The sequence below is a fragment of the Blattabacterium cuenoti genome (genome assembly GCF_014251255.1).
In the GTDB taxonomy this organism is placed as follows: Bacteria; Bacteroidota; Bacteroidia; order Flavobacteriales; family Blattabacteriaceae; genus Blattabacterium; species Blattabacterium cuenoti_W.
On record NZ_CP059182.1, the window covers coordinates 38044 to 63352 of the forward strand.

Sequence of the window (25309 nt, forward strand, 5' to 3'; positions counted from 1 at the left end):
CTCATATTTCTTATCATAAAAAATTTTCATATGAATAAAAAATGTAGAAATTAGAATAATTTTTATTAATAAAAAATTATTGAATTTGTACAAAAAATTAATGATTCAAACCATTGTTTATTCTATAGGTTTCATTTTTCAAAAGATTATTAATTACACTTTTTTAAAAATTTTTACTCAATCTTTGAAAAAAGAAGAATTTTCTCTTTATACCGATATGTATGCTTTATCTTTTCTAGTTATAGCTTTTCTTTCTTTTGGATTAGAAAATACTTATTTTAGATTTTTATCTAAAAAAACTTACGATAAAGAGGTTATTTTTTCAACAGGAGTTTTTGTACAATTGTTTCTCACTTCTTTTTTTTTGATCATTTCTATGAATTCAATCAAATATTTAGTTTCTATTGCTGGATATAAGAATCATCCAGAATATTTTTTCATGTTTTTTTTAATCATATTTTTTGATACTATTTGCATTCTTCCTATGGCTTGGCTTCGTACTAATGAAATGGCTTTAAAATATACCATTATAAATATGATTAATATATTAATCCAATCTATTTTTATAATTTATCTGTTTTCTTTTTCTAAGAAAAGTAATCACTTGAATTGTTTTTCTATTGTTGAATTAGTTAATTCTTTTACAGATAAAACAGGTTATATTTTTTTTTCAAATGTGGTTTCATCTTTAACTAATTTTTTTTTAGTTATTCCTATTCTTTTAAAAGAAGTCTCTATCAAAAAATTTAATCAGTCTCTTGCTAAAAAAATGTTAAATTATGGAATTCCTATCATGCTTGGAACTATTGCTTTTTCTCTTAATGAAAACCTTGATAAAATTTTGATTAAAAGATGTCTTTCTGATGAAATTAATGGAGCTTATTCTGCATGTTACAAAATAGCATCCTTTATGAGTTTGTATATTCGTGCATTTCGGTTAGGAATTGAACCTTTTTTTTTTAAAAAATCCGAAGATCCTTATGCAAAAAATTATTACGAAGAAATCACATATATGTTTATAATATTGGGATTAATGTTTTATGTATTGATATGTGGAAATATTTCTTTGTTTATAGAATTTTTGATTGATAAAAAATACCATTTTGCAATTCCCATTATCCCAATAATAATGATGGGAAATTTATTTTTAGGAATTTATATAAATTTGTCTATTTTTTATAAAACTATAGATAAACCTATTATAGGAACTTATATTTCCTTAATAGGGGTTTTGGTAACCGTTTTATTTAATGTAATTTTAATAATAATTCCTAATAGTAGTTTTATGGTTTCTGCATGGGGAACATTCACTTCTTATGGAAGTATGGTTTTAGTTTTGTTTCTTTGGGGAAAGAAAAAATTGAATCAATTTTTTAATTGCAAAAAAAAAATATGGAAAATTATCATCCATTTGTTAATGGCATTTCTTTTAGTAAGAGTTACTAATAAAAACAAAATAGAAATTAGTTTGTTTTTACAATTTTTGTACCTGATCATAATTTTTTTATCAGAAAGAAAATTTTTGAATAAGATAATTCTATAAATTAATTTTAAAAGTTGACATTGTTTTTAAGAGCTTATATAAAAAAATCTATTTCTATAAATTTTTTGGAAAGAAGATTAATTTCAACAGGAATCTATATTCATTTTGATGAAACGAGAAACAATTTGATCGTAAAAAAAAATTTTTTAAAAACAATCTGTTTAGTTTTTTTTACGGAAAAAATGAAAAAAATAGATTCTAAATCTAAAGAAATAAAAATCATTATCATCAATATTTCTTTAAAATCTATTTTAATTCACCCTTATGATCCAATAGCAATCGTAAACATTACTAAAGAAATTAAAATAGAATGGAAATTATCTAATATACTGAATAAAAGTGTAAGAGGAAGTGGTAGTTTTGGTAGTACTGGAAGATAATTAAAAAAAATAAATATGAAAATTATAATGCCTATGGCAGGAAAAGGATCACGTCTACGTCCACATACCTTAATTACTCCTAAACCGTTTATTTCTATCGCAGGAAAATCTATTTTGAATAGACTACTGGAAAATCTATCTCAATCTATTTTTTCTATAAAAAAAATCATTTTTATCATAGGAAATGCAGAAAAAAAAATAGAAAATCAATTAATCAATATTGCTACCAAAATTGGTTTAGATGTTTCCATATACTATCAAAAAGAACCATTAGGAACTGCAGATGCTTTGCTAAAAGCTAAAGATGATTTGAAAGGGCCTACAATTATTGCTTTTTCCGACACTTTATTTTACAACAATCACTTTGAAAAAATAAATTTAGATGATAATATTATATGGACAAAAAGAGTAAAAAATCCTAGTTTATTTGGAATAGTAAAATATGATTCTAATACAAAATCGATTATTCATTTTATAGAAAAACCAAAAAATAATCTATCAAATTTAGCAATGATTGGTATTTATTATTTTAATAATAGTTCTTTTCTTAAAAAAGAACTGCAATCTATATTAGATCATAATATAAAAAACGAAGAAGAATACCAATTAACATCTGCATTAGAAAATATGAGAAAAAAAGGGATAAGATTTACTATTCACCAAGTTAAAGAATGGATGGATTTTGGAAATAAAAAAAGAACTATTTCTTCCAATTCAAAAATATTATCTATTGAATCTAATAATAGATTAGAATTAATTAATAAAGAATCAATCATAAAAAATAGTTTGATTATAAAACCTTGTTTTATAGGAAAAAAAACAATTGTTGAAAACAGTATTATTGGTCCTTATGTCTCAATAGGAAAATATACAAAAATAAAAAATAGCAAAATAGAAAAATCTTTAATTCAAGACCATGTAGAAATTACACATGCTAATTTATTTAATTCTATGATTGGAAATTATGTCTTTTATATTGGAAAAGCAAAAGAAGTTAATTTAGGAGATTATTCTCAATTAAAAAATTGAGAAAAAAGTTTTTATAGAAAAAAAATAAATCACTGAATAAAAATTCATAATTTTTTTTATATTTGGATAAAAATTCCATATGATGGATTTTGTTTTTATTTTTTTCATACTACTTGGAACTTTTGGTACCACAGAAATTGTGGTTATTGTGATTCTTGCACTTTTACTTTTCGGAGGAAAAAAAATACCAGAATTAATGAAAGGATTAGGTACAGGATTGAAAGAGTTCAAAAAAGCTTCTGAAAAAGAAGATTCTGCAGTAGAAGAAGAATAAATATTTTTTTCATTTTTTGTTTGTTTGTTGATTAACTTAGCGTTTTTTTTTGACTAATTAATGACAACAATAAGAAATATTCTGTTCTTTGTTCTAATCTTAAAAAGCCTGATGATTCAATCGGCGTCAAAACCATTTTTAGAACAAAAAAAGAGTTCAAAAAAAACATAATAGAAACATTATTATTCCTACTACTACTCTATACTACACTACTATTGACACCTATGAATTGAAATCAAAAATCAACCATCTGAATCAAAAATCTCAAATAAAAATAATATTGTTTCTGCTTCTGTAGAAAGTTATCTTTGTATGGTATGGGAAGATATATAGAAAAAATGATTTCATTATCTAATTTTTATTTTTCTATGTTTGAAGAAAAATTTGAAAAATATCATCTTCCAAAAGAATTAAAAAAGATGCATCAGCTATCATAGTAGAATCAAATCTAACTTATAAAGTTACATCTCAAATTGGAGCACAAGGAATTTGGTAAATTATACCTGAAACAGGAAAAAAACATAATTTAAAAATTAATAATTTTTATGATGAGAGAAATGACCCCGTCAAATCTACAGAAGTTGCTTACAAATACTTTCAATATTTATTGAAAAAAAAATAAGAAATTGGGAATTAGTTTTATCATCCTATAATGGTGGGACCAGGGAAAATTGATAAAATATTTCTACGTCATAAAAAAGAAAAAAAAATTTTTGGGATTTATGGAATAAACTTCCAAAAGGAACCAAAAATTATATTTCTAAATTTATTGCTATGAATTATGTCATAAATTATTATAGAAAACATAATATTTTTCCTTCAATAACAAGAACTGTTGATCATGATCATCATCATATTCGTCATCATTATATTCATATGAAAAATCATGAAAAAAAATTAATTTTTATTTTTCCTACGTTAAATGTTAAAAATTTAAATTTTATCCATTCAAAACATTTTGTATATCCCATTTTTTTTTCTGAAAAATATTTTTCTCTCTTTCTCTTTCCAAAAAGAAAAATAAAATAATTGAAGAAGAATTTATTTTAAAGATTATGAATGAAAAATTTGAACAAAAAAAAAGATCCTTAAGACTTGTATTAGATAAAATGGATAAAATTTATGGAAAAGGAACAGTAATGCGTATGGGGGATTCTCAAATTGAAAATTTGGAAATTATATCTTCTGGATCACTTAGTTTAGATATTGCTTTAGGAATAAAAGGATTCCCTAAAGGTCGTATTATAGAAATATTCGGACCAGAATCCTCTGGAAAAACAACTTTAGCTTTACATGCAATTACTCAATCTCAAAAATCAGGTGGATTTGCAGGATTTATTGATGCAGAACACGCTTTTGATTGTATTTATGCAAAAAAAATAGGTGTTAATATAAAAGAATTAATTATTTCTCAACCAGATAATGGAGAACAAGCTCTTGAAATAGTAGATAATTTAATTAGATCTGGAGTTATTGATATGATAGTCGTTGATTCAGTAGCAGCTTTAACTCCTAAAAGTGAAATTGAAGGAGAAATGGGGGATTCTAAGATTGGATTACAAGCAAGATTAATGTCTCAAGCTCTGAGAAAACTTACTTCTAGTATAGGAAAATCTAAAAGTATTCTAATATTTATTAATCAATTACGTGAAAAAATTGGAGTGTATGGAAATCCAGAAGTAACGACTGGAGGAAATGCTTTAAAATTTTATTCTTCCATAAGATTAGATATAAGAAAAGGAAATCAAATTAAAAATGGAGAAAAAATTTTAGGAAATAGAACAAAAGTAAAAGTAGTGAAAAACAAGCTTTCTCCTCCTTTTAAAACTGCAGAATTTGATATTCTATATGGAGAGGGGATTTCCAAAATAGGAGAAATTCTTGATTTGGGTGTAGACTTAGGTATTATCAAAAAAAATGGATCTTGGTTTAGTTATGGAGATGTGAAATTAGGACAAGGACGAGATTCTGTAAGAGAATTTTTAAAAGAAAAGAAAAATATTATAAATGAAATGAAAAAAAATATAATTAATCAATATATTCAATAAATTCTTAGAAAGAAATATGAAAATTACTTTTTTAGGAACTGGAACTTCACAAGGAATTCCTGTTATTGGATCTAAACATCCAGTCTGTTTATCTAAGAATCCAAAAGATAAAAGACTTAGAAGTTCAATTATGATAGAAAAAAATCAAAAATATTTTTTGATAGATTGTAGTCCAGATTTTCGTTATCAAATGCTAAGAAGTAATCATGAAAGATTGGATGCTATTTTTATAACACATGAACACCAAGATCATATAGGAGGATTAGATGATATAAGACCTATTAATTTTAATATGAAAAAAACTATTCCAGTTTATGGATTACGTCGTGTATTAGAAAGTTTAAAAAAGCGATTTTATTATATTTTTTTAGAAAAAAAAAAATCAAATACTTCAAATATATCTATTCATGAATTAGATGATTATACAGATTTTTTTATTGTTGAATCCTTTAAAGTTTTTCCTTTATCCATATGGCATGGATCACTTCCTATTTTAGGATTTCGTATAGAAAATTTTGCATATATAACGGATGCAAGTAGCATTCCTATTCATACTATGAAACAATTAAAAGGATTAGATATTTTTGTTTTAAATGTATTAAGAAAAATTCCAAAACATCCTTCTCATTTTACATTATCCGAAGCTTTAAAAACAATTCAAAAAATTCGTCCTAAAAAAACTTACTTAACGCATATTAGTCATTTATTAGGTTTCCATGAAGAAATACAGACACAATTACCTAAAAATGTTCATTTGGCTTATGATGGATTGATTCTTTAGATCCAAATCCTTATTATTATTTATTTTCACAATATTTTATAATAAAAAATTTTTTTAACTAATATTATCTAATATTATTTTTATTATTTATGTTATTTAATTCTGTGTTATCAGATAAGGAAATCAGGTCTAAAAAAAATATAATAATATGCGAACGTTAAAAAATATTCTTTTTTCTACAAAAATTACTGCTGTTTTATTTTTATTATTATCCTTATCTATGGCATTGGCTACTTTTTTAGAAAAAAAATATTCTACAAATATGGCCAAAATATTTGTTTATGAATCAAGTTGGTTTGAAACAATAATGTTTCTAATTATAATTAATTTAATAGGAAATATATGGAGATATAAATTATGGAATAAAAATAAGTTTCCTTTATTCGTTTTTCATATATCATTTGTATTTATTTTTATTGGAGGAATATTTTCTAGATATTATAGTTTCGAAGGAGTTATGTCTATCAGAGAAGGAGAAACTAATAGGAAAATTATTTCTAGAAAAAACTATATCAAATTACAAGTAGATAAAGGATCGCATACAATGGTTTATCAAGATCCTTATATTTTATCTTCTTTTCATAATGGATATAAAGGAAAATTTCTTTTTAAAGGAAACATTTTAAAAATAAAAATTGTCGATTATATTCCATGCGCAAAAGTTATTCTTTCTAAAAAGAAACCAGAAACAAAAATTCTAAAAATTGTTTCAACAAATGAAAAAAAAGGAAGAACTGAAAATTTTATTAAAGATGGAAAAATCTTAAAAATAAACGGAATTTTTTTCTCTTTTAATAAAAAAATACCATTTGGTATACAAATTTTTGAAAAAAACAAGAAACTTTATGTGAAATCTTCTTTTTTAGGAAAAAGTATGAATATGATAAATAAAAAAATAGATCTCTTATCTAAAGAGACTCCTACTTTTTTAAAAATAAGGCATTTATATAGAATTGAAATAGACAAAAATCATGAAATGCAATGGGTAATTCCTGAAGGGATTGTAAAAGGAAAATTAGAATATATTCAATCATGTGACAATGAAGATAATGAAAAAGAAAATAATAAGAATTTATTAGATGCTATTACTGCAGAAATCTCATTTAAAAATCAATCCAAATTAATCACTTTTTTAGGAGGTAAAAATAGAACAGAAATGAGTGATCCTATATCATTCAACAAAAATTATAAGATTTCTATTGGATATGGTTCTATATTATTGAATCTTCCTTTTTTTTTACGATTAAATAAATTTAAAGTAGAAAATTATCCAGGTTCTGAATTTCCATCTTTTTTTATTAGTCATGTTACAATAATAGATAAAGAAAAAAAGAGAAATCGTTTTATTTATATGAATAATGTTCTAGATTATAAAGGATATAGATTTTTTCAATCCGGATATGATCCGGATGGAAAAGGAACACATTTTTCTGTAAATAATGATTTTATAGGAACTAGTTTATCATACATTGGATATGGATTCATGAGTTTAGGAATGTTTCTTACTCTGTTTTGGAAAGGAACTAGGTTTAGTTATCTTAAAAAAAAATTAAGAAATTTATCTCAAACTTTTGTATTTATTTTATTTTTTTTAGTTTTTTTTTCAAAAACTTATGCTGATGATGAAAGTATAATGCATGATGGTTTGAATAAAATTCCTTTAGAAAGTATTTCTGAAAATATTCACATTTCTAAAGAACATGGAAATAATTTTGGACATTTATTGGTTCAAGACCACAAAGGAAGGATAAAACCAGTGAATACTCTTGCAATAGAACTTCTAAGAAAGATACATAAGAAAAATTTTATAGAAAATTTAGATGCTAACCAATGGTTTATTTCTATACATCAAGATAATTTTTTTTGGACTAAGGTTCCTTTTATAAAAGTTGATAAAAAAGGAGGATATGAGTTTTTAACAAAAATACGAGTAAATAGAAAATATTATGTTTCTTTGATGGATCTTTATATTGTTGATTATAAATCAAAAAGATTAAAGTTTATTCTTCAAAAAGATTATGAAAAAGCTTTTTCTAAAAATCCTGCTCAAAGAAATGAATATGACAAAGCTGTTATTAATCTTAGTGAAAAAGTAGGAATTCTTCATGGTATTTTTCAAGGAAAATATCTTCGTATTTTTCCTATTCCAAACGATAAAAATCATACTTGGTCTAGTTGGATCAGTTCAGATTCAAAGAGTTTAAATCCTATTGGTTTTTTTATGATAAACAATTATTTGAAATCTTTGTTTGATTCACAAAATCAAAGAAATTGGAAAATTGCGGATAAAGAGATTCAAAAAATACGGTTATATCAAATCAAACATGCTTCTTCTTTTTCTCCTTCCGATAGAAAAATAAAGATTGAAATTCTTTATAACAAATTAAATATTTTTTATCATTTGTCTTTTTTTTATATCCTTATTGGAATAGTAATTCTTTCAATTTCTTTTGTAAAAATCTTTTTTCAAAAAAAATACATGAATTGGATTTATAAAATTTTGATTCTAATTTTATCGTTTCTGTTTATTTTGGAATTTTTAGGATTAATTTCAAGATGGTATCTATCTGGACATGCTCCATGGACTAATGGGTATGAATCTTCTATTTTCATTAGTTGGTGTTTAGTTGGAGTAGGATTTGTATTTTATAAAAATCAATTTGTTCCAGGAATTACAGCATTAATTTCATCTATTTTGTTGATGTTATCAAATGGAATGGATCCTGAAATAACCAATCTAGTTCCAGTTTTAAAATCTCATTGGTTAATCATACATGTAGCTGTAATAACATCAAGTTATGGTTTTTTTTTCACAGGAGCATTTTTAGGATTTTTTGTATTGATTTTATATATTATTTTAGGATTAGGACATAGAAACAATAATTTTTCTTCTTCTTATAAGAAAAAAATTCAAATTCATATTGATCAATTAACTATTATTAATGAAATGAGTATTACAATAGGACTTTTTTTATTAACTATAGGAACTTTTTTGGGATCTATTTGGGCTAATAGGAGTTGGGGCCGTTATTGGAGTTGGGATCCAAAAGAAACTTGGGCTTTTATCAGCATAATGATTTATGCTTTTGTATTACATATGCGTTTAGTTCCAAGTCTTAAAGGTGTATTTTCTTTCAATATTTCCAGTATTTTAGCAATATGTTCCATTATTATGACTTATTTTGGAGTAAACTATTACCTATCCGGATTACATTCTTATGCTAAGGGAGATCCTATTTCTATTCCTTATTGGATTTATTATAGTTTACTCATTTTAGTCATTGTTACAATTTTATCATACTGTTCAAAAAAACATTATGAAAAAAATAGACAAGTGACTAGTAAATAATATTTTTACTTAATTTATTCAAATCAAAACATATAAACACAAGTATTAAATATTAAAAAAAAATTGGAAAAAAAAAGAAGTACTCTCTTTAGAGATGCATTTGGTCATTTACATTTTATAAAACGTTTTTTAATTTTCACTTTTGGGTGTATTTCTTATAATCGTTACAATGGATTTAATCAATTACAGCTAAAAGGAACAGAATATATTAAAGATCTTCCTGATAAAAGAGTTCTTTTTGTTTCTAACCATCAAACTTATTTTGCAGATGTTTTTGCTATGTTTCATGTATTTTGCAGTGTTAAGAATGGATTTATAAATACAATAAAAAATCCTATTTATCTTTTGAATCCGAAAGTCAATTTATATTATGTAGCTGCAAAAGAAACTATGAATCAATGTTTTATAACAAAACTATTTACTTATTCAGGAGCTATCACTGTAAAAAGAACATGGAGAGAAGGAGATAAAAAAATATCTAGACCTTTAGATCTATCTGAGATTACTCGTATGGGAACCGCTTTAAATGATGGATGGTTAATAACCTTTCCACAAGGAACTACCAAAGCATTTGCGCCTGGACGTAGAGGAATTGTTCATGTTATAAGAAAATTTAATCCTATTGTTGTTCCCATTGTAATAGATGGGTTTCAAAAAGCTTATGATAAAAAAGGAATAAGAGTGAAAAAAAAAGGAGTTTTACAAAAAATGAGATTTAAAGAACCAATACAATTGGATATAAAAAATGATTCTACTGAAAATATAATGGAAAAAATCATGGATTCCATAGAACAATCTTCTAAATATGAAAAAATAAAAAATATTTATGAAATATAAACATCTTTATATAAGAAATACTTTCCTTAATTTTTTTAAAAAAAAAAAACATCAAGTTTTTTCTTCCTTTCCTATTTTTCTAAAAAATGATCCGACTCTTCTTTTCATTAATGCTGGAATGAATCCTTTTAAGGATTACTTTATAGGACACAAGGAACCAAAATATAAAAGGATTGTAAACATTCAAAAGTGTCTAAGAATTTCTGGGAAATATAATGATTTAGAAAATGTAGGATATGATAATTATCATCATACTATGTTTGAAATGTTGGGAAATTGGTCTTTTGGAGACTATTCGAGAAAAGAAACCATAGAATGGGCTTGGGAACTTTTGATACAAGTTTTTAATATTCCTGAGAAAAATATTTACATATCTATTTTTTTAGGAGATGAAAAAGATGGATTATCTATGGATAAAGAAACTTTGCAATGTTGGGAATCATTAATTAGTAGAAATAATATTCTATTTTTTGGAAAAAAAGAAAATTTTTGGGAGATGGGAAACATAGGTCCTTGTGGACCTTGTTCTGAGATTCATGTAGATTTACGTAGCAAAAAAGAAAAAGAGAAATTATCTGGAAAATATCTTATAAATAAAAATCATCCTAAAATAATAGAAATTTGGAATCTTGTTTTTATAGAATTTTTACGAAAATCAAATGGAACATTAGAAAAACTTTCTAAAAAACATGTAGATACAGGAATGGGATTGGAAAGATTGTGTATGATTTTACAGGGAAAATCTTCTAGTTATGAAACCGATATTTTCTTTCCTCTGATTAGAGAGATCAAAGAATCTTTAGGAAAAATTTATAAGGAAGAATTTTATCAAGATGTTTCCATTCGGATTATAGCAGATCATTTAAGAGCTATTGTATTTTCTATTTCAGATGGGGTGTTTCCATCAAACAATGGAGCAGGTTATGTAATAAGAAGAATTTTAAGAAGATCCGTTATTTATATTACTCGTTTTTTCTATAAGAAAGAACCTTTTCTTTATAAATTTGTAAATTCTTTAGTAAGGGAAATGAAAAATTTTTTTCCTGAATTAAAAAATAAAGAAGAACACATTCAATATATAATTAAAAAAGAAGAAACTTCTTTTTTTAAAGTAATTGAAAAAGGAAATGAACGAATTCAACATATAATTCTAAAATATAAAAAAGATAATAAAAAAATAATTGATGGAAACACAATTTTTAAATTGTACGATACTTATGGATTTCCAATAGAATTATCTAAGATGATAGCTAATCAGAATAATTTATTGATTGATGAAAAATTATTTCAAAAACAATTACTAAAACAAAAAGAAAAATCTAAAAAAGAAAATAATAAAGAAATAAAAAAAGATTGGATTCAAATTCATGATAATTCCTCATTGAGGAATGAAAATTTTATAGGATATGATTTTTTAGAATGTGATATTTTAATTGTAAAATATAGAAAAGTAGAAAATGATTCTTCTATTCATAAGAAGAAAAAAGATTATTATCATGAATTAGTTTTTTCAAAAACTCCTTTTTATCCTGAAGGAGGAGGGCAATTAGGAGATACTGGTATTATAAAAAACGAAATAGATGAAATTTATATTGAAAATACAAAAAAAGAAAATTCTATAATTATACATATCGTTAAAGAACTTCCTTTAAATATTTCTTTGTCTTTTAAAGCTATAGTTCACAAGGACAGAAGAAAAAAAATTGAAAAAAATCATACAGCGACTCATTTATTATATTTTGCATTGAAAAAAGTTTTAGGAAAACATATTCAACAAAAAGGATCTTATATTGGAGTAGATCACTTACGTTTTGATTTTTCACATCATAAGAAAATAACAATTGAAGAGTTACATAAAATAGAAGAAATAGTTCAAGAACTAATTTTTGATGATCTTCCCTTAAAAGAAAAACGATGTTATCCTTTACAAGAAGCTATCAAAAAAGGACTTCATGGAGACTTTCATGAAAAGTATGGACAAAAAGTACGAGTGGTGACTTTTGGTTTTTCTTCTGAATTATGTATTGGAACACATACTAAATCCACTGGGAAAATTCAAGTATTCAATATCTTATCAGAGTCTTCTATTTCGTATGGAATACGAAGAATCAAAGCAATCACTTCAAAAAAAGCAATTCAACATTTAAAAAACATTCGATTTCAACATGAAGACTTAAAAAAAATCATAAAATATCCGGAATCTCCAATGAAAAGTTTTCTTAGTTTACAAAAACTAAATAAAAAATTAAAAAAAGAAATTGAAAAAATACATGATCAACAAATCAAAATCTTTAAAAAAGAATATCTTTCAAAAGCTATTCAATTCTCTTTTATGACATATATATGTGATATATCTAATGAAGAAAAAGAATTAGATATTCATATTATTAAAAAAATTGTTTTAGATTTACGAAATGAAATATCAAATTTATTTATGATAGTAGGATTTCTAAAAAAAGAAAAACCAATGATTTTGATATCTATTTCAGATTTTCTTATTAAAAGAAAAAATATTCATGCTCATCAAATTATAAAAAAAATGACGGATTATATTCATGGAAAGTCTTGGGGAAAATCGTTTTTTGCAACTTCTATAGGAAGTAATAAAGAAGGATTGAATTTAGTTTCAAAAGAAATAAATCAATACATAAATAAAATCGAAAATAAAAAAAATGATTGAATTCAATTTATAGGTGAATGAATCTTTGGATAATAAATTTTGTTATAGTTTTATTTGTTATATTGGAAGTCTTTATTTTCATTTAAAACAAATTATATGATGAATCTATGAATGATAGATATTCTTTTTTAAACACTCTCCATTTAAAAGATATAGAATCTCTTTACAAAAAATATAAGAATAATCCTAATTCTATAGAACAAAGTTGGTGTGCTTTTTTTCATGGATTTGATTTTAGTGAAGAAAATTCTCTAAAAGAAGAAAAAAATAAAACGACTTTTAATTCTAATTCTTCTAATCTAGATACAGAATTTTTAGTTTTCAATATGATTCATTCATACAAAACAAGAGGTCACTTTTTGACTAATACAAATCCTATAAAAAATAAAAAAATAAGAGACTTTTCTTCTTCAGATTTAGACTTAAAAAATTTTGGACTATCTGAAAAAGAACTTGATCTTCAATTTGAAGCGGGAAAATTAATTGGATTAGGAAAAACTTCCTTAAAAAATATAGTTGACTATCTAAAAAATATTTATTGCAATTCTATAGGAATAGAATATATGTATATTTCTGATCCTAAAAAAATAGAATGGATTGAAAAATGGTTTCAAAAAGGAAAATTCTCTTTTTCTAAGGAAAAAAGAAAGTTTTTTTTGAAAAAATTAAATGAAGCTGTTACATTTGAAAATTTTGTTCATACTAAATTTGTAGGTCAAAAAAGATTTTCTATAGAAGGAAATGAATCTCTATTGCCTGCATTGGAAGAAATGATAGAATATGCTTCCAATAAGTATCTAACAGAAGATTTTGTAATAGGAATGTCACATAGAGGTCGTTTAAATATTCTATCAAATTTTTTTCATAAGAACTATTCTCATATTTTCAGTGAGTTTCAAGGAAAAGAATATAAAGAAAAAATATTTTCCGGAGATGTGAAATATCATTTAGGTTTTACAAAAATTAGAAAAACTAGTCAAGATCGACATATAAAGATGAGTTTGGTTCCAAATCCATCTCATTTGGAATCTGTGGATTCTATTGTAGAAGGGCTTACAAGAGCTAAGATAGATATCAATTACAATAAAAATAGTCATTCTGAAAAAATTATTCCTGTTTTAATTCATGGAGATGCAGCATTATCAGGACAAGGAATTGTTTATGAAGTTCTACAATTATCTAGATTAAAAGGTTATAAAACTGGAGGAACAATTCATATTGTAATTAATAATCAAATAGGATTTACTACAAACAATACCGAAGGTCGTTCTAGTATTTATTGTACTGATATAGCAAAAATAGTACTTTCTCCTGTATTACATGTTAATGCAGACGATATAGAATCTGTTATTCGTGCTATTTATTTTGCAGTAGATTTTAGAATGCATTATCATGAAGATGTTTTTATAGATTTAATTGGATATAGAAAGTATGGACATAATGAAGGAGATGAACCTCGTTTTACTCAGCCTTTTTTATATAAAACTATTTCTAAACATCCTAGTTCTTATTCTTTATATAAAGAGAAGTTAGAAAGAGAAAAAATCATTCATATAGATGACGTCAAAAAAATGGAAAAAGAGTATGAAGAAATTCTTCAAATAGGATACAATGAGTCTAAAACTATAAAATGGAATGTTCTAAATTCTTTTTTAGAAGAAGAAAAAACATGGAATAATTTTCCCATAACATATAATAATAAAGATATCTTTAAAAAAGTAAAGACTCAATTTCCAATTAAAAGACTTATAGAAATTGCTAGTAAAATTTTTACTCTTCCTATTGAAAAAAAATTTTTTAAAAAAACGAAATTTCTTTTTCAAAAAAGATTAAATATGATTAAAAATCATTTAGTAGATTGGAGTATAGCAGAATTATTAGCATATGGAACACTTTTATATGAAGGATTTCATATTCGTTTATCAGGAGAAGATGTCGCAAGAGGGACGTTTTCTCACCGTCACGCAGTCGTAAAAACAGAAGAAGAAGAAGAAGAAATTATTCCTTTGAATAAAATTCGTATAGGACAAGGAAAAATACAAGTGTATAATTCTCCCCTTTCAGAATATGGGGTTTTAGGATTTGATTATGGATATGCTTTATTTTCTCCTTACATTTTAACTTTATGGGAAGCTCAATTTGGAGATTTTGGAAATGGAGGACAAATTATTATAGATCAATATATTTCTTCTGGAGAAAATAAATGGAAAATCAGAAATGGAATTGTTATGTTGCTTCCTCATGGATATGAGGGACAGGGGCCAGAACATTCTTCTGCTCGTATAGAACGTTATTTACAACTTTGTGCTAACAATAATTTATTTGTTGTTAATTGTACTACTCCATCTAATTTTTATCATCTTTTAAGAAGACAAATGAAACTAAATTTCAGAAAACCACTTATCGTTTTCACTCCAAAAAGTTTGCTTCGTCATACAAAATGTTTATCAAATATAAAAGAACTCTCTGAAGGACAATTTCATGAGATTTTAGACGATCCTTATATTGCTTCTGCAAATATTGAAAAAATTACGAAATTAATTTTCTGTTCTGGAAAAATATATTATGAATTATTAAATAAAAAAGAATCTATTAAAGATGAAAAAACCGCTTTAATTCGTATTGAACAAATTTATCCTTTGAAAGAAGAAAAAATTAAAAAATTGTTTAATAAATACAAAAATAAAAAAAGTGTTCTTTGGGTACAAGAAGAACCAGAAAATATGGGATTGTGGAGTTTTATTTTAAGAAAATTGGGAAATAGCATTCCATTTCATTTAATCGCACCAGATGAAAGTGCTAGTCCTTCTACAGGTTCTTATTCATATTTTTTTAAAATTCAAAATCAAATATTAGAAAAAGCTTTTCAATAATTAAATTCAAATTATCTATGATAATAAAGGTTAAGGTTCCTTCTCCAGGAGAATCAATTACAGAGGTAGAAGTTTCCTCATGGCTCGTTAAAAATGGTGATTACGTTTCTAAAGGTCAAATAATAGCAGAAATAGATTCAGATAAAGCAACTTTGGAAATTTCTGCAGAAGAAAATGGAATAATAACCTTAATGAAAAAAAAAGGAGAAAAAATACAAGTAGGCGATATTCTATGTCTCATAGAAACTTCTTATGAAAAGAAATCAAATCTTCTTCATGCAGAAAAAACAGAAGAAAAAAAAGAAATAAATAATAAAAGAATTGAAACAGTAAAAAAATATCCTTCTCCATCTGCAAAAAAAATATTAACAGAAAAAAATATTCTCATAGAATCTGTTCAAGGGACTGGAAAACATGGAAGAATTACAAAAGGAGATTGTCTTGTTGCGGTTTCATCCACATCCTCTTCATCTTCTTCTTCTCCTATTATTATTACTACTAGTAGTAATAATAATAATGGAAATGGAGATGTTGATGATGATCATCATTATTTTTCTCCCCCTACAGGTAGAGTTCCAACAGCATCTAGATATCATAAGAAAACCCCTCTTTCTTCTCTAAGAAGAAAATTATCTGAAAGATTGGTTTCTGTTAAAAATAGAACAGCATTACTGACTACATTTAATGAAGTAGATATGAAGGAAATTTTTTTGATAAGGAAAAAATATAAAAATATTTTCAAAGAAAAACATGGTGTTAATTTAGGATTTATGTCTTTTTTTACGAAATCATGTGTTAGAGCATTATCTCTATATCCAGATGTAAATGCAATGATTAGTGGAGAAAATAAAATTAATTTCGAATACTGTGATATTAGTATTGCTATATCTGGACCAAAAGGATTAATGGTTCCTGTCATAAGAAATGCAGAAAATTTGTCATTCAGAGGAATAGAACAAGAAATTAGTAGATTATCTGAACGTGTTCGTAATGGAAAAATCTCTATAGATGAAATGACAGGGGGAACGTTTACCATAACTAATGGAGGAGTATTTGGATCTATGCTTTCTACCCCGATTATCAACCCACCTCAAAGTGCTATTTTAGGAATGCATAAAATAGTGGAAAGACCTATTGCAATTAATGGATCAATTGAAATACGACCTATAATGTATTTAGCACTATCTTATGATCATAGAATTATTGATGGAAGAGAATCTGTTGGATTTTTAGTTTCTGTAAAAGAATCAATAGAGAATCCAGTCAAATTTTTAATGGAAAAAAGTGAAAAAAATATTTCTAAAATATTAGAATTAGATTAATATAAATCTACCGCTTTATTTTCATTATATAAAATGATATAAAAAAATTGGATAGATTTTGATTTAACTGAGGATCCCTCATGAAATTTATTTTCTAAAGTAGGGATTTTGTCTATTTTTTCTACTTATATTCATTTTTTTCATTTGTATTTTTATGATTTGAATATAATCATGTAATAAACCTGTCACATCTGTTTTTTTTGCTTCTAATAACAAGACTTCAGCTCTTTTTTTATCTCCTTTTGACAAAGAAGCAATTGCTAAGTTTAATTTCGCTATTGCAATGTTTTGCTTAAATTTTAATCCAAAATCTAAAGCTTTTTGCATATAGATTTCTGATTGACGAATATCAGATTCTGAATATAAAATTCCATTTAAAAAATAATAATAAGCAATTTGATTTTTAGTAAGTTGTAATTTTGGATCTTTTACATATTCTAAACATTTTTTTAATCCTTTCATATCTTTTTTTCGTATTTTAAAAAAAGCTAATAACAAAAATTCATTTCTGAAAATGAAAAAAATGGGAAAGAAACTTAATCCAATTAAAATTGTTCCCCATAAATAATTTTTATGAAAAAAAAAATAAATAGATAGGATTAAAATAATTAAAAATAGGACTATTTTTGTGTGTTTTTTCATTATGAAAATTTTGATAAAAAATTTTTCAATTTTTTTTTTTTATCCAATGAATGAGATCTCTATAATTAGAATTACATAAAGTATGTCCGGAATTGTATTCTTTATAATGAAAAGAAAGAATTTTTTTTTTTTTCAAAAAATGTAATCCTTTTTTTGCCCAGTTAATAGGAATAATCGGATCATATTTTCCGTGAGAAATAAAAACTTCTAAATTTGAATAAAAAGTGGAATTTACTTTTTTTGGTAGAAAACATTCTTCTAAATATCCACTTAATGCGATGACTTTTTTTACTTTATCAGGTTTTTTTAAAGCAATAGCATAGCTTAAGATTGCTCCTTGGCTAAATCCACATAACCATACTTGAGTTCTGTTTAGTTTATATTCTTCTATGGCTTCATCTATAAAATAAGATATTTTTTCTATTGTTTTCTTAGCCTGTAAGATATTATTTATGAATTTTTCTTTATTAGGATTAGAAAAATCAATATCGTACCATGAATATTTATTGTTTCCAATTGAATAAATTCCTTGAATGCTAATTATAAAGAAATTTTCTGGAATATCTTTTTTAAAAGAAAAAAGATCATTTTCATTGCTTCCATATCCATGAATCATCAGAAAAAGAGTAGGAAATTTTTCATGAACAGATTTTTTTACAATATGTTTAATAGAAAGTTGATTCTTTAAAAACATTTTTCTTGTTATTTTCTAGTATTTGGTTATTACTCCTTTTTCTATTTTTAATTTTTCATCAGCCATATCTGCTAATTGGATATTATGAGTAACTATTAAAAATGTTTGTTGAAATTTTTTTCTAAGATAGAAAAAAATAGAATGTAATTTTTCGGCATTTTTTGTATCTAAATTTCCAGAAGGTTCATCCGCAAAAATCACTTTTGGGTTATTAATTAAAGCTCTTGCTACTGATAATCTTTGTTTTTGTCCTCCTGAAAGTTCTTCAGGTTTTGAATTTATACATTCAGAAAGATTCAATTGATTTAATAGTTCTTTTGCTTTTTTTTTCACATGATCTTTATTATTTTTTTTCTTTATGAATCCAGGTAAACAAACATTTTCTAATGCTGTGAATTCAGGAAGAAGTTGATGAGTTTGAAAAACAAAACCTATTTCTTCATTTCTAATCATGGAAAGTTTTTTTTCAGAAAGAGATAGGACATCGAATCCATTTATTTTTAAAATAGTTTTTTCATTTTTTTTAAAAGTCGGTCGATCCAATGTCCCTAAGATATGTAATAATGTGCTTTTTCCAGATCCAGACTCTCCTAAGATACATACAATACTTCCTTTTTTTACTCTAATATTTACACCTTTCAATATTTCATATCTTCCAAATGATTTGGATATGTTTTCAGCTTGAATCATAGAATAGAGAATAAAATATGTAAATTTAAAAATCTTCTTTTAAATTAACCGAAAAAAAACGTTTCATTAACCGAAAAAAAACGTTTCAAAAATCAACGAATTTTATAAATTTACTTTTTCACATAAAAACTATTCTAACATGAATTTATATGAATTTCAGGGAAGAGAAATATTAAATTCTTTTTCTATTAAAGTCCCTGACGGAATTGTTGCTTCCACTCCAGAAGAATCTGTACAAGCAGCAAAAAAAATATTAGAAAATACAAAAAAAAAATCTTTAGTTATTAAAGCTCAAATACATGCAGGAGGACGTGGAAAAAGTGGAGGGATCCAAATAGCAAAATCTTTAAAAGAAGTCTATGAAAAATCAAAAAGTATTTTAGGAAAATATCTGATTACTCCACAAACTTCAAAAAAAGGAAAATTAGTTCGTAAAGTTCTTATATCTGAAGATGTTTATTCTAATTCTTATATTTATGATGAATATTATATATCAATATTTATGAACCGTGATATAGAAAAAAATATAATTGTTTTTTCTAAAGAAGGAGGAATGGATATAGAAGAAGTGTATAAAAATCATCCCGATAAAATATACACAGAAGAAATAGATCCAGGGTTAGGAATACAGTTTTTTCAGATTAAACGAATTGGTTTTCTTTTCAATCTAAAAGGTTCATATTTGAATAATAAATTCAGAGATTTTGTAATTTCTCTTTACAAAGCTTATTTATATTATGATGCCTTACTTTTAGAAATTAATCCTTTAATTAAAACTTTGGATAATGAAATGATGGCCGTAGATACAAAAATTGTATTAGATAATAATGCTTTATTTCGTCATAAAAAATATTATGATGAAATGCGTCGTCAAAAAAAAGAAGATCCTATTGAAATAGAAGCTTTTGAAGCAAAACTTAATTTTTTAAAATTAAATGGGAATGTTGGGTGTATGGTTAATGGAGCGGGATTAGCTATGGCAACTATGGATATGATTAAATGTTGTGGAGGAAATCCAGCTAATTTCCTAGATATAGGTGGAGATGCAGATACAAATCGTGTAGAAAAAGCTTTTCGTATTATTTTAAATGATAAATCTGTCAAAGCAATATTAATTAATATTTTTGGAGGAATTGTTCGTTGTGATACAGTAGCAGAAGGAATTATTAATTCTTATCGTAAAAGAAACCATGAAATTGATATTAAAAAAATACCAATAGTTATTCGTTTACAAGGAACAAATGAAAATACGGCAAAAAAAATGCTTCAAACTAGTCAATTACCTATTTATTCTGCTGATTCTTTGGAAGAAGCAGCGAATAAAATAAAAGAAATTTTACTGTGAAAATGAAAGAGATGCTTTTTTATATTGTATTGACTAAAAAGTATAGACCACTAAAATGGAACGATGTTGTTGGACAAAAAGAAATAACAGTTTCTTTGAGAAGAGCAATTACAAAAAGTCGTTTATCTCAAATTTTGTTTTTTTTTGGTCCAAAAGGAGTTGGAAAAAATACATGTGCACGTCTTTTAGCTAAAGAATTAAACTCTTTTTCAGAATCAGAAGACCAATCCTTTAATTTATTTGAAATAAATGGTTTTTTGAAACATTCAATAGAAGATATTTATGAAATCGTCAGTCAGATTCGTTTTTATCCAAAAAAAGGAAAATATAAAATATTTATTATTAATAACACACAATTTTTTTCTCAAAAAATTTTCAACGTTTTTTTTAAATTTTTTGAGAAACTTCCTTCACATGTATTATTTATTTTCTGTGATACAAAAAAAAATAGAATACTAGATTCTTTTATTTCACGTTGTCAAGTTTATGAGTTTCAGTCTATTTCTTTAAAAGATATTTATTTATATTTGAAAATGATAGCTGAAAAAGAAGAAATAGAAATAGAAAAAGAAGCCTTATTTATTATTTCTCAATATGTCAATGGATCATTAAGTGATGCTATTGATATTTTTGATAAATTAATTTTTCATGAACATGAAGAAAAAAAAATAATATCTAAGGAATTTGTGATGGAAAAACTGGGAATTTTGGATCCTGATTATTATTTTCAAATCATTGATTCTCTCTTAGATGAAAAAACTTCTTACAAAGTATTAATTTTATTAGATCAAATTTTCAAAAAAAAGATTCATTATATCCATTTTATAAATGGATTTACCAAACATCTTAAAGATTTATTTTTATCTAAATATCCTGAAACAAGACTTCTTTTAAAATTAAGAAAAAAAACAACTATACAATCTTATATACAACAATCAGAAAAAATATCTTCCTTTTTTTTAAGAAGAGCTTTAATGATTTGTTGTAAAATGGAAAACGAATTAGAATTTAGTAAAAATCCAAGATTAATAATAGAAATATATTTAATACAGTTATCAAATTTTTTGAATAAAAATTTTTTTTGTGAGAAATTCAAAAATATTTTACAAGAAAATTGGGAAAATTTTCTGATAAAATTTTCTGATAAAATTAATCCCACTTATTTAAATCTTTTGACAAAAGAAATACAGTTTCACATATTGTCAAAAAATAAAATACTTCTAATAGCTCCTTCCAAATTAGGAACTACTCGTGAGTTTTTTTTCATACAAACATATTTTGTAAAATATTTTAGGAAAATATGGAAAAATCCATATTTAGAATTTAAAATCATGATCCAAGAATCAGAAAATTCTAAAAAAGAACAATACGATTTTCTATCAAAAAAAAATAAGTATGTAGAAAAATTGATTAAAAGATTAAATTTAAAAGTTTCATCTTCATAAAATTCTAAAATTCATAAAAAAAAGAAGAATCATAGGATGAGGATGAGTCTGTATGTATAAATGATTTTTTATTCATTTGTAGAAATAAAAGATATCATTTATCTTTTTTTATTAAGAAATATTTTTAATGATTTGAATTTATGATTCATTATTTTTCATATTTTTTTTTGAAAAAAAAACAAATATTTGTTCCTAACAATAGGAAAATAAATTTCTATTTTTCATCATCTTCAGATGAAGATATTGAAAATGATAGTTCCACTTCTTATGGATCCTCATCTGGAGAGAGGAGGAGTAGTAATAGTGGGGGGAGTAGTAGTGGTGATGGTGGTGGGAGAAGTACAGGATCTAGTAGTAGTAGCAGTTATTATGGAGGAGGAACTTCTTCAATAAGAAGTAAAACACCTGTTCTGGATAATTTTGGAAGAGATTTGAATGCTATAGCCATTGAAGGAAAATTAGATCCTGTAGTTGGGAGAGACAAAGAAGTTGAACGTGTTTCTCAAATTTTGAGTAGAAGAAAAAAGAATAATCCACTCCTTATAGGGGAACCTGGAGTTGGAAAATCCGCTATTGCAGAAGGATTAGCTTTACGCATTGTTCAAAAAAAAGTTTCTAGAGTTTTATATAATAAAAGAGTCGTCGTATTAGATTTAGCAAGTTTAGTAGCTGGAACTAAATATAGGGGACAATTTGAAGAAAGAATGAAAGCAATTATAAACGAATCAGAAAAAAATTCAGATTTAATTCTTTTCATAGATGAAATTCATACTATGATTGGAGCAGGAGGAACGACAGGTTCTTTAGATGCTTCTAATATATTTAAACCTGCTTTAGCTAAGGGAGATATTCAATGTATTGGAGCAACTACATTAAATGAATACAGACAATACATAGAAAAAGATGGAGCATTAGAACGTAGATTTCAAAAAATTATAGTTGAACCTTCTTCAGAAGAAGAAACTATTGATATTTTAAAAAAAATAAAAGGAAAATATGAAAGTCACCATAATGTCATTTATACAGAAAAAGCAATAAAAGCTTGTGTGAATCTTACTGGACGATATATTGTAGATCGTTATTTACCAGATAAAGCTATTGATGCATTAGATGAATCTGGATCTCGTGTCCATATTAAAAATATTAAAGTTCCACAAGAAATTATTCTTTTAGAGAAAGAATTGGAAAATATTCGTGAAGAAAAATCTAAAGTAGTTAAAAGTCAGAAATATGAAGAAGCAGCACAATTAAGAGATACAGAAAAAAAAATAGAAAAAAAATTGATAAAAGCTCAAAAAATATGGGAAGAATCTTCCAAAAAAAATAAAGAAATTGTTTCAGAAGAAAATGTAGAAGAAGTAGTCTCTATGATGAGCGGAATTCCTGTAAATAGAATTGCTCAATCAGAAATGAAAAAATTAAATAAAATGAGAAATATTCTGAAAAAAAGAATTATAGGACAAGATGAAGCAGTAGAAAAAATTGTAAAAGCAGTTCAAAGAAATAGGACAGGATTAAAAGATCCTAACAGGCCTATAGGATCTTTTATTTTTTTAGGACAAACAGGAGTAGGAAAAACTTATTTGGCAAAAATATTTTCGAAAGAATTATTTGATTCTTCAGAATCATTAATACGTATTGATATGAGTGAATATATGGAAAAGTTTTCTGTTTCTAGATTAATAGGAGCTCCTCCAGGTTATGTTGGATACGAAGAAGGAGGACAATTAACAGAAATTATACGCCGTCGTCCTTACAGTGTTATATTATTAGATGAAATTGAAAAAGCTCATCATGAAGTTTTTAATATTTTATTACAGATACTTGATTACGGAAGTGTCACAGATAGCCTTGGAAGAAAAATAAACTTTAAAAATACTGTCATCATTTGTACCTCAAATACAGGAACACAACAATTAAAAGAATTTGGAAAAGGAATTGGATTCGAGACTCAAGCAAGAAAATCGAATGACTATATAAAAAATATTTTAGAACATGCTTTAAAACGAACTTTTTCTCCAGAGTTTCTAAATAGAATAGATGATATTATTATTTTTAATTCTCTAAAAAAAGAAGATCTATCTAAAATAACTCATTTAGAATTAGAAAAAGTAAAAATTTACTTATCTAATTTAGGATATGAAGTTATTTTTCTTCCTGAAGTAAAAGATTTTATTAAAGAAAAAGGATTTGATAAAGAATATGGAGTTAGACCTTTAAAAAGAATCATAGAAAAATTTATAAAAAATACTATTTCAGAATGTATTATTAATGAAACTTTAAAAAAAGGAGATCAAATTACATTGAAAATGAATGAAAAAAAAGATGATATACAAGTTTTAATTCAAAAAAAATTATAATTTAATGTTCAATATTACTATTGAAAAAAAAGTAAAAATCATTATAGAAATTTTAAATTCTCTTTATCCTAATCCTGTCAGTTCATTATATTATGTCAATGAATTCACTTTGCTTATAGCTATTCTCCTTACTACGAGAAGTAAAGAGAATGAAGTTAACAAAATAACAAAACATTTGTTTAAAAAAATGAAAACACCTCAGGAAGTTATTCAACATTCTATTAATGATATTAAAAATTCAATAAGATATATTGGACTTTATAATAAAAAATCTAAAAATATTTATAATTTATCCATTTTTTTAATGAAAAAATACCATGGTATTATTCCAAAAAATCTTTCTATATTAGAATCTTTTCCAGGAGTAGGTCATAAAACGGCTTCTGTTTTTTTATCTTTTGTATCAAAAAAACGTGTTTTTCCTATAGATACTCATATTTATAGAATGATGATACGTTGGGGATTAACCAACGGAAAAAACATAAAACAAGCAGAAAAAGATGCTAAAAAAGTGTTCAAAAAAATGAATTGGAAAAAATTACATCTTCAAATTCTTTTTTACGGAAAAGAATATTCACCGTCTAAAAATTGGAATCTCAAAAAAGATATCATTTATCAAAAATTATTAAAATTAAAAATAAAAGATCATAAAATTTCAAAAAGGTAAATCATCAAAATCATCAGATGATAAAGATGGAGATATAGAAGATGTTTTTCTTGGATTTTCTTCTAAAGAATGTTGGGAAATTTCTTCTATTTTCCATCCTTGGATAGAATTAAAATATTTGGTGACTCCTTCTGGATTCGTCCATTCTCTTCCACGAATATTTATAAAAACTTTGATTTTATCTTCTGGTCTTACAGATCCTAATAGATCTACTTTATCTTGAATAAATTCAATTAATATATTTTGAGGATATGGTTCTTCAGTAGTAAGAACTATTTCTCTTTTTCTAAATCCACTTCCAAATTTTTGAGGATCAAATAATTTTTTAACTCTTCCTATTATTTCCATGT

Annotated in this window: 21 protein-coding genes; 17 read left to right on the top strand and 4 right to left on the bottom strand. The window is 24.9% G+C overall.

Features of this window, described 5'->3' with window-relative positions; all coding sequences use genetic code 11:
• Positions 1-100: 100 nt before the first annotated feature.
• The 13 genes from H0H77_RS00170 (at position 101) to odhB (ending at position 17116) form a co-directional block, all read left to right on the top strand.
• Complete coding sequence (locus H0H77_RS00170) at positions 101-1543, top strand: lipopolysaccharide biosynthesis protein (RefSeq protein WP_185851831.1); 1443 nt, start codon at positions 101-103, stop codon at positions 1541-1543.
• A gap of 20 nt (positions 1544-1563) precedes the next feature.
• Positions 1564-1923, top strand: coding sequence for a dCTP deaminase/dUTPase family protein (locus H0H77_RS00175; RefSeq protein ID WP_238783799.1), 360 nt, complete (start codon positions 1564-1566; stop codon positions 1921-1923).
• 15 nt (positions 1924-1938) lie between these two features.
• Positions 1939-2952, top strand: coding sequence for a sugar phosphate nucleotidyltransferase (locus H0H77_RS00180; protein ID WP_185851603.1), 1014 nt, complete (start codon positions 1939-1941; stop codon positions 2950-2952).
• Positions 2953-3034: 82 nt separating this feature from the next.
• On the top strand, positions 3035-3226 hold the full coding sequence (locus tag H0H77_RS00185) for a Sec-independent protein translocase subunit TatA/TatB (protein WP_185851832.1): 192 nt from the start codon (positions 3035-3037) through the stop codon (positions 3224-3226).
• Positions 3227-3758: 532 nt separating this feature from the next.
• Positions 3759-3848, top strand: coding sequence for a hypothetical protein (locus H0H77_RS03060; RefSeq protein WP_238783814.1), 90 nt, complete (start codon positions 3759-3761; stop codon positions 3846-3848).
• Between the two features lie 152 nt (positions 3849-4000).
• Complete coding sequence (locus tag H0H77_RS03065) at positions 4001-4255, top strand: hypothetical protein (RefSeq protein WP_238783800.1); 255 nt, start codon at positions 4001-4003, stop codon at positions 4253-4255.
• Between the two features lie 26 nt (positions 4256-4281).
• Positions 4282-5274, top strand: a complete 993-nt coding sequence (gene recA / locus H0H77_RS00195) for a recombinase RecA (protein ID WP_185851604.1) — start codon at positions 4282-4284, stop codon at positions 5272-5274.
• Between the two features lie 16 nt (positions 5275-5290).
• On the top strand, positions 5291-6055 hold the full coding sequence (locus H0H77_RS00200; protein WP_185851605.1) for an MBL fold metallo-hydrolase: 765 nt from the start codon (positions 5291-5293) through the stop codon (positions 6053-6055).
• A gap of 148 nt (positions 6056-6203) precedes the next feature.
• Positions 6204-9404 (top strand): cytochrome c biogenesis protein, encoded by a 3201-nt coding sequence (gene ccsA / locus H0H77_RS00205; protein WP_185851606.1) that lies wholly within the window; start codon positions 6204-6206, stop codon positions 9402-9404.
• 63 nt (positions 9405-9467) lie between these two features.
• Positions 9468-10241 (top strand): lysophospholipid acyltransferase family protein, encoded by a 774-nt coding sequence (locus tag H0H77_RS00210; protein ID WP_185851607.1) that lies wholly within the window; start codon positions 9468-9470, stop codon positions 10239-10241.
• Positions 10231-12921, top strand: a complete 2691-nt coding sequence (alaS, locus tag H0H77_RS00215; protein ID WP_185851608.1) for an alanine--tRNA ligase — start codon at positions 10231-10233, stop codon at positions 12919-12921. Before H0H77_RS00210 ends, alaS begins: the two co-directional genes overlap by 11 nt.
• A 107-nt stretch (positions 12922-13028) precedes the next feature.
• Positions 13029-15794 carry a 2-oxoglutarate dehydrogenase E1 component gene (locus H0H77_RS00220; protein WP_185851609.1) on the top strand — a complete coding sequence of 922 codons (2766 nt, stop codon included), beginning with the start codon at positions 13029-13031 and terminating at the stop codon, positions 15792-15794.
• 17 nt (positions 15795-15811) lie between these two features.
• On the top strand, positions 15812-17116 hold the full coding sequence (gene odhB, locus H0H77_RS00225) for a 2-oxoglutarate dehydrogenase complex dihydrolipoyllysine-residue succinyltransferase (RefSeq protein WP_185851610.1): 1305 nt from the start codon (positions 15812-15814) through the stop codon (positions 17114-17116).
• An 87-nt stretch (positions 17117-17203) separates the two neighbouring features.
• On the opposite strand, the gene H0H77_RS00230 is transcribed toward odhB, so the two are convergent.
• From H0H77_RS00230 to H0H77_RS00240, 3 genes are read right to left on the bottom strand one after another with little or no spacing between them, the layout of a single operon-like run.
• Positions 17204-17758 carry a hypothetical protein gene (locus tag H0H77_RS00230; RefSeq protein ID WP_185851611.1) on the bottom strand — a complete coding sequence of 185 codons (555 nt, stop codon included), beginning with the start codon at positions 17756-17758 and terminating at the stop codon, positions 17204-17206.
• A gap of 25 nt (positions 17759-17783) precedes the next feature.
• Complete coding sequence (locus tag H0H77_RS00235) at positions 17784-18452, bottom strand: alpha/beta hydrolase (protein WP_185851612.1); 669 nt, start codon at positions 18450-18452, stop codon at positions 17784-17786.
• A 15-nt stretch (positions 18453-18467) separates the two neighbouring features.
• A complete protein-coding gene (locus tag H0H77_RS00240) occupies positions 18468-19142 on the bottom strand; it encodes an ABC transporter ATP-binding protein (protein WP_185851613.1) in 675 nt (224 codons plus the stop codon).
• Positions 19143-19281: 139 nt separating this feature from the next.
• Between H0H77_RS00240 and sucC the strand changes: the two genes are divergently transcribed.
• The 4 genes from sucC (at position 19282) to H0H77_RS00260 (ending at position 24959) form a co-directional block, all read left to right on the top strand.
• On the top strand, positions 19282-20487 hold the full coding sequence (gene sucC, locus H0H77_RS00245) for an ADP-forming succinate--CoA ligase subunit beta (RefSeq protein WP_185851614.1): 1206 nt from the start codon (positions 19282-19284) through the stop codon (positions 20485-20487).
• 2 nt (positions 20488-20489) lie between these two features.
• Entirely contained in the window at positions 20490-21932 is a 1443-nt protein-coding gene (locus H0H77_RS00250) for an AAA family ATPase (protein WP_185851615.1), read from the top strand.
• Between the two features lie 140 nt (positions 21933-22072).
• Positions 22073-24292 carry an ATP-dependent Clp protease ATP-binding subunit gene (locus H0H77_RS00255; RefSeq protein ID WP_185851616.1) on the top strand — a complete coding sequence of 740 codons (2220 nt, stop codon included), beginning with the start codon at positions 22073-22075 and terminating at the stop codon, positions 24290-24292.
• A gap of 4 nt (positions 24293-24296) precedes the next feature.
• A complete protein-coding gene (locus H0H77_RS00260; protein ID WP_185851617.1) occupies positions 24297-24959 on the top strand; it encodes an endonuclease III domain-containing protein in 663 nt (220 codons plus the stop codon).
• Here H0H77_RS00260 and H0H77_RS00265 read toward each other — a convergent pair.
• The gene (locus H0H77_RS00265) at positions 24948-25307 is read right to left on the bottom strand and encodes a DUF3127 domain-containing protein (RefSeq protein ID WP_185851618.1); all 360 of its coding nucleotides are present in this window, start codon (positions 25305-25307) and stop codon (positions 24948-24950) included. The genes H0H77_RS00260 and H0H77_RS00265 overlap by 12 nt on opposite strands.
• Positions 25308-25309: the final 2 nt, after the last annotated feature.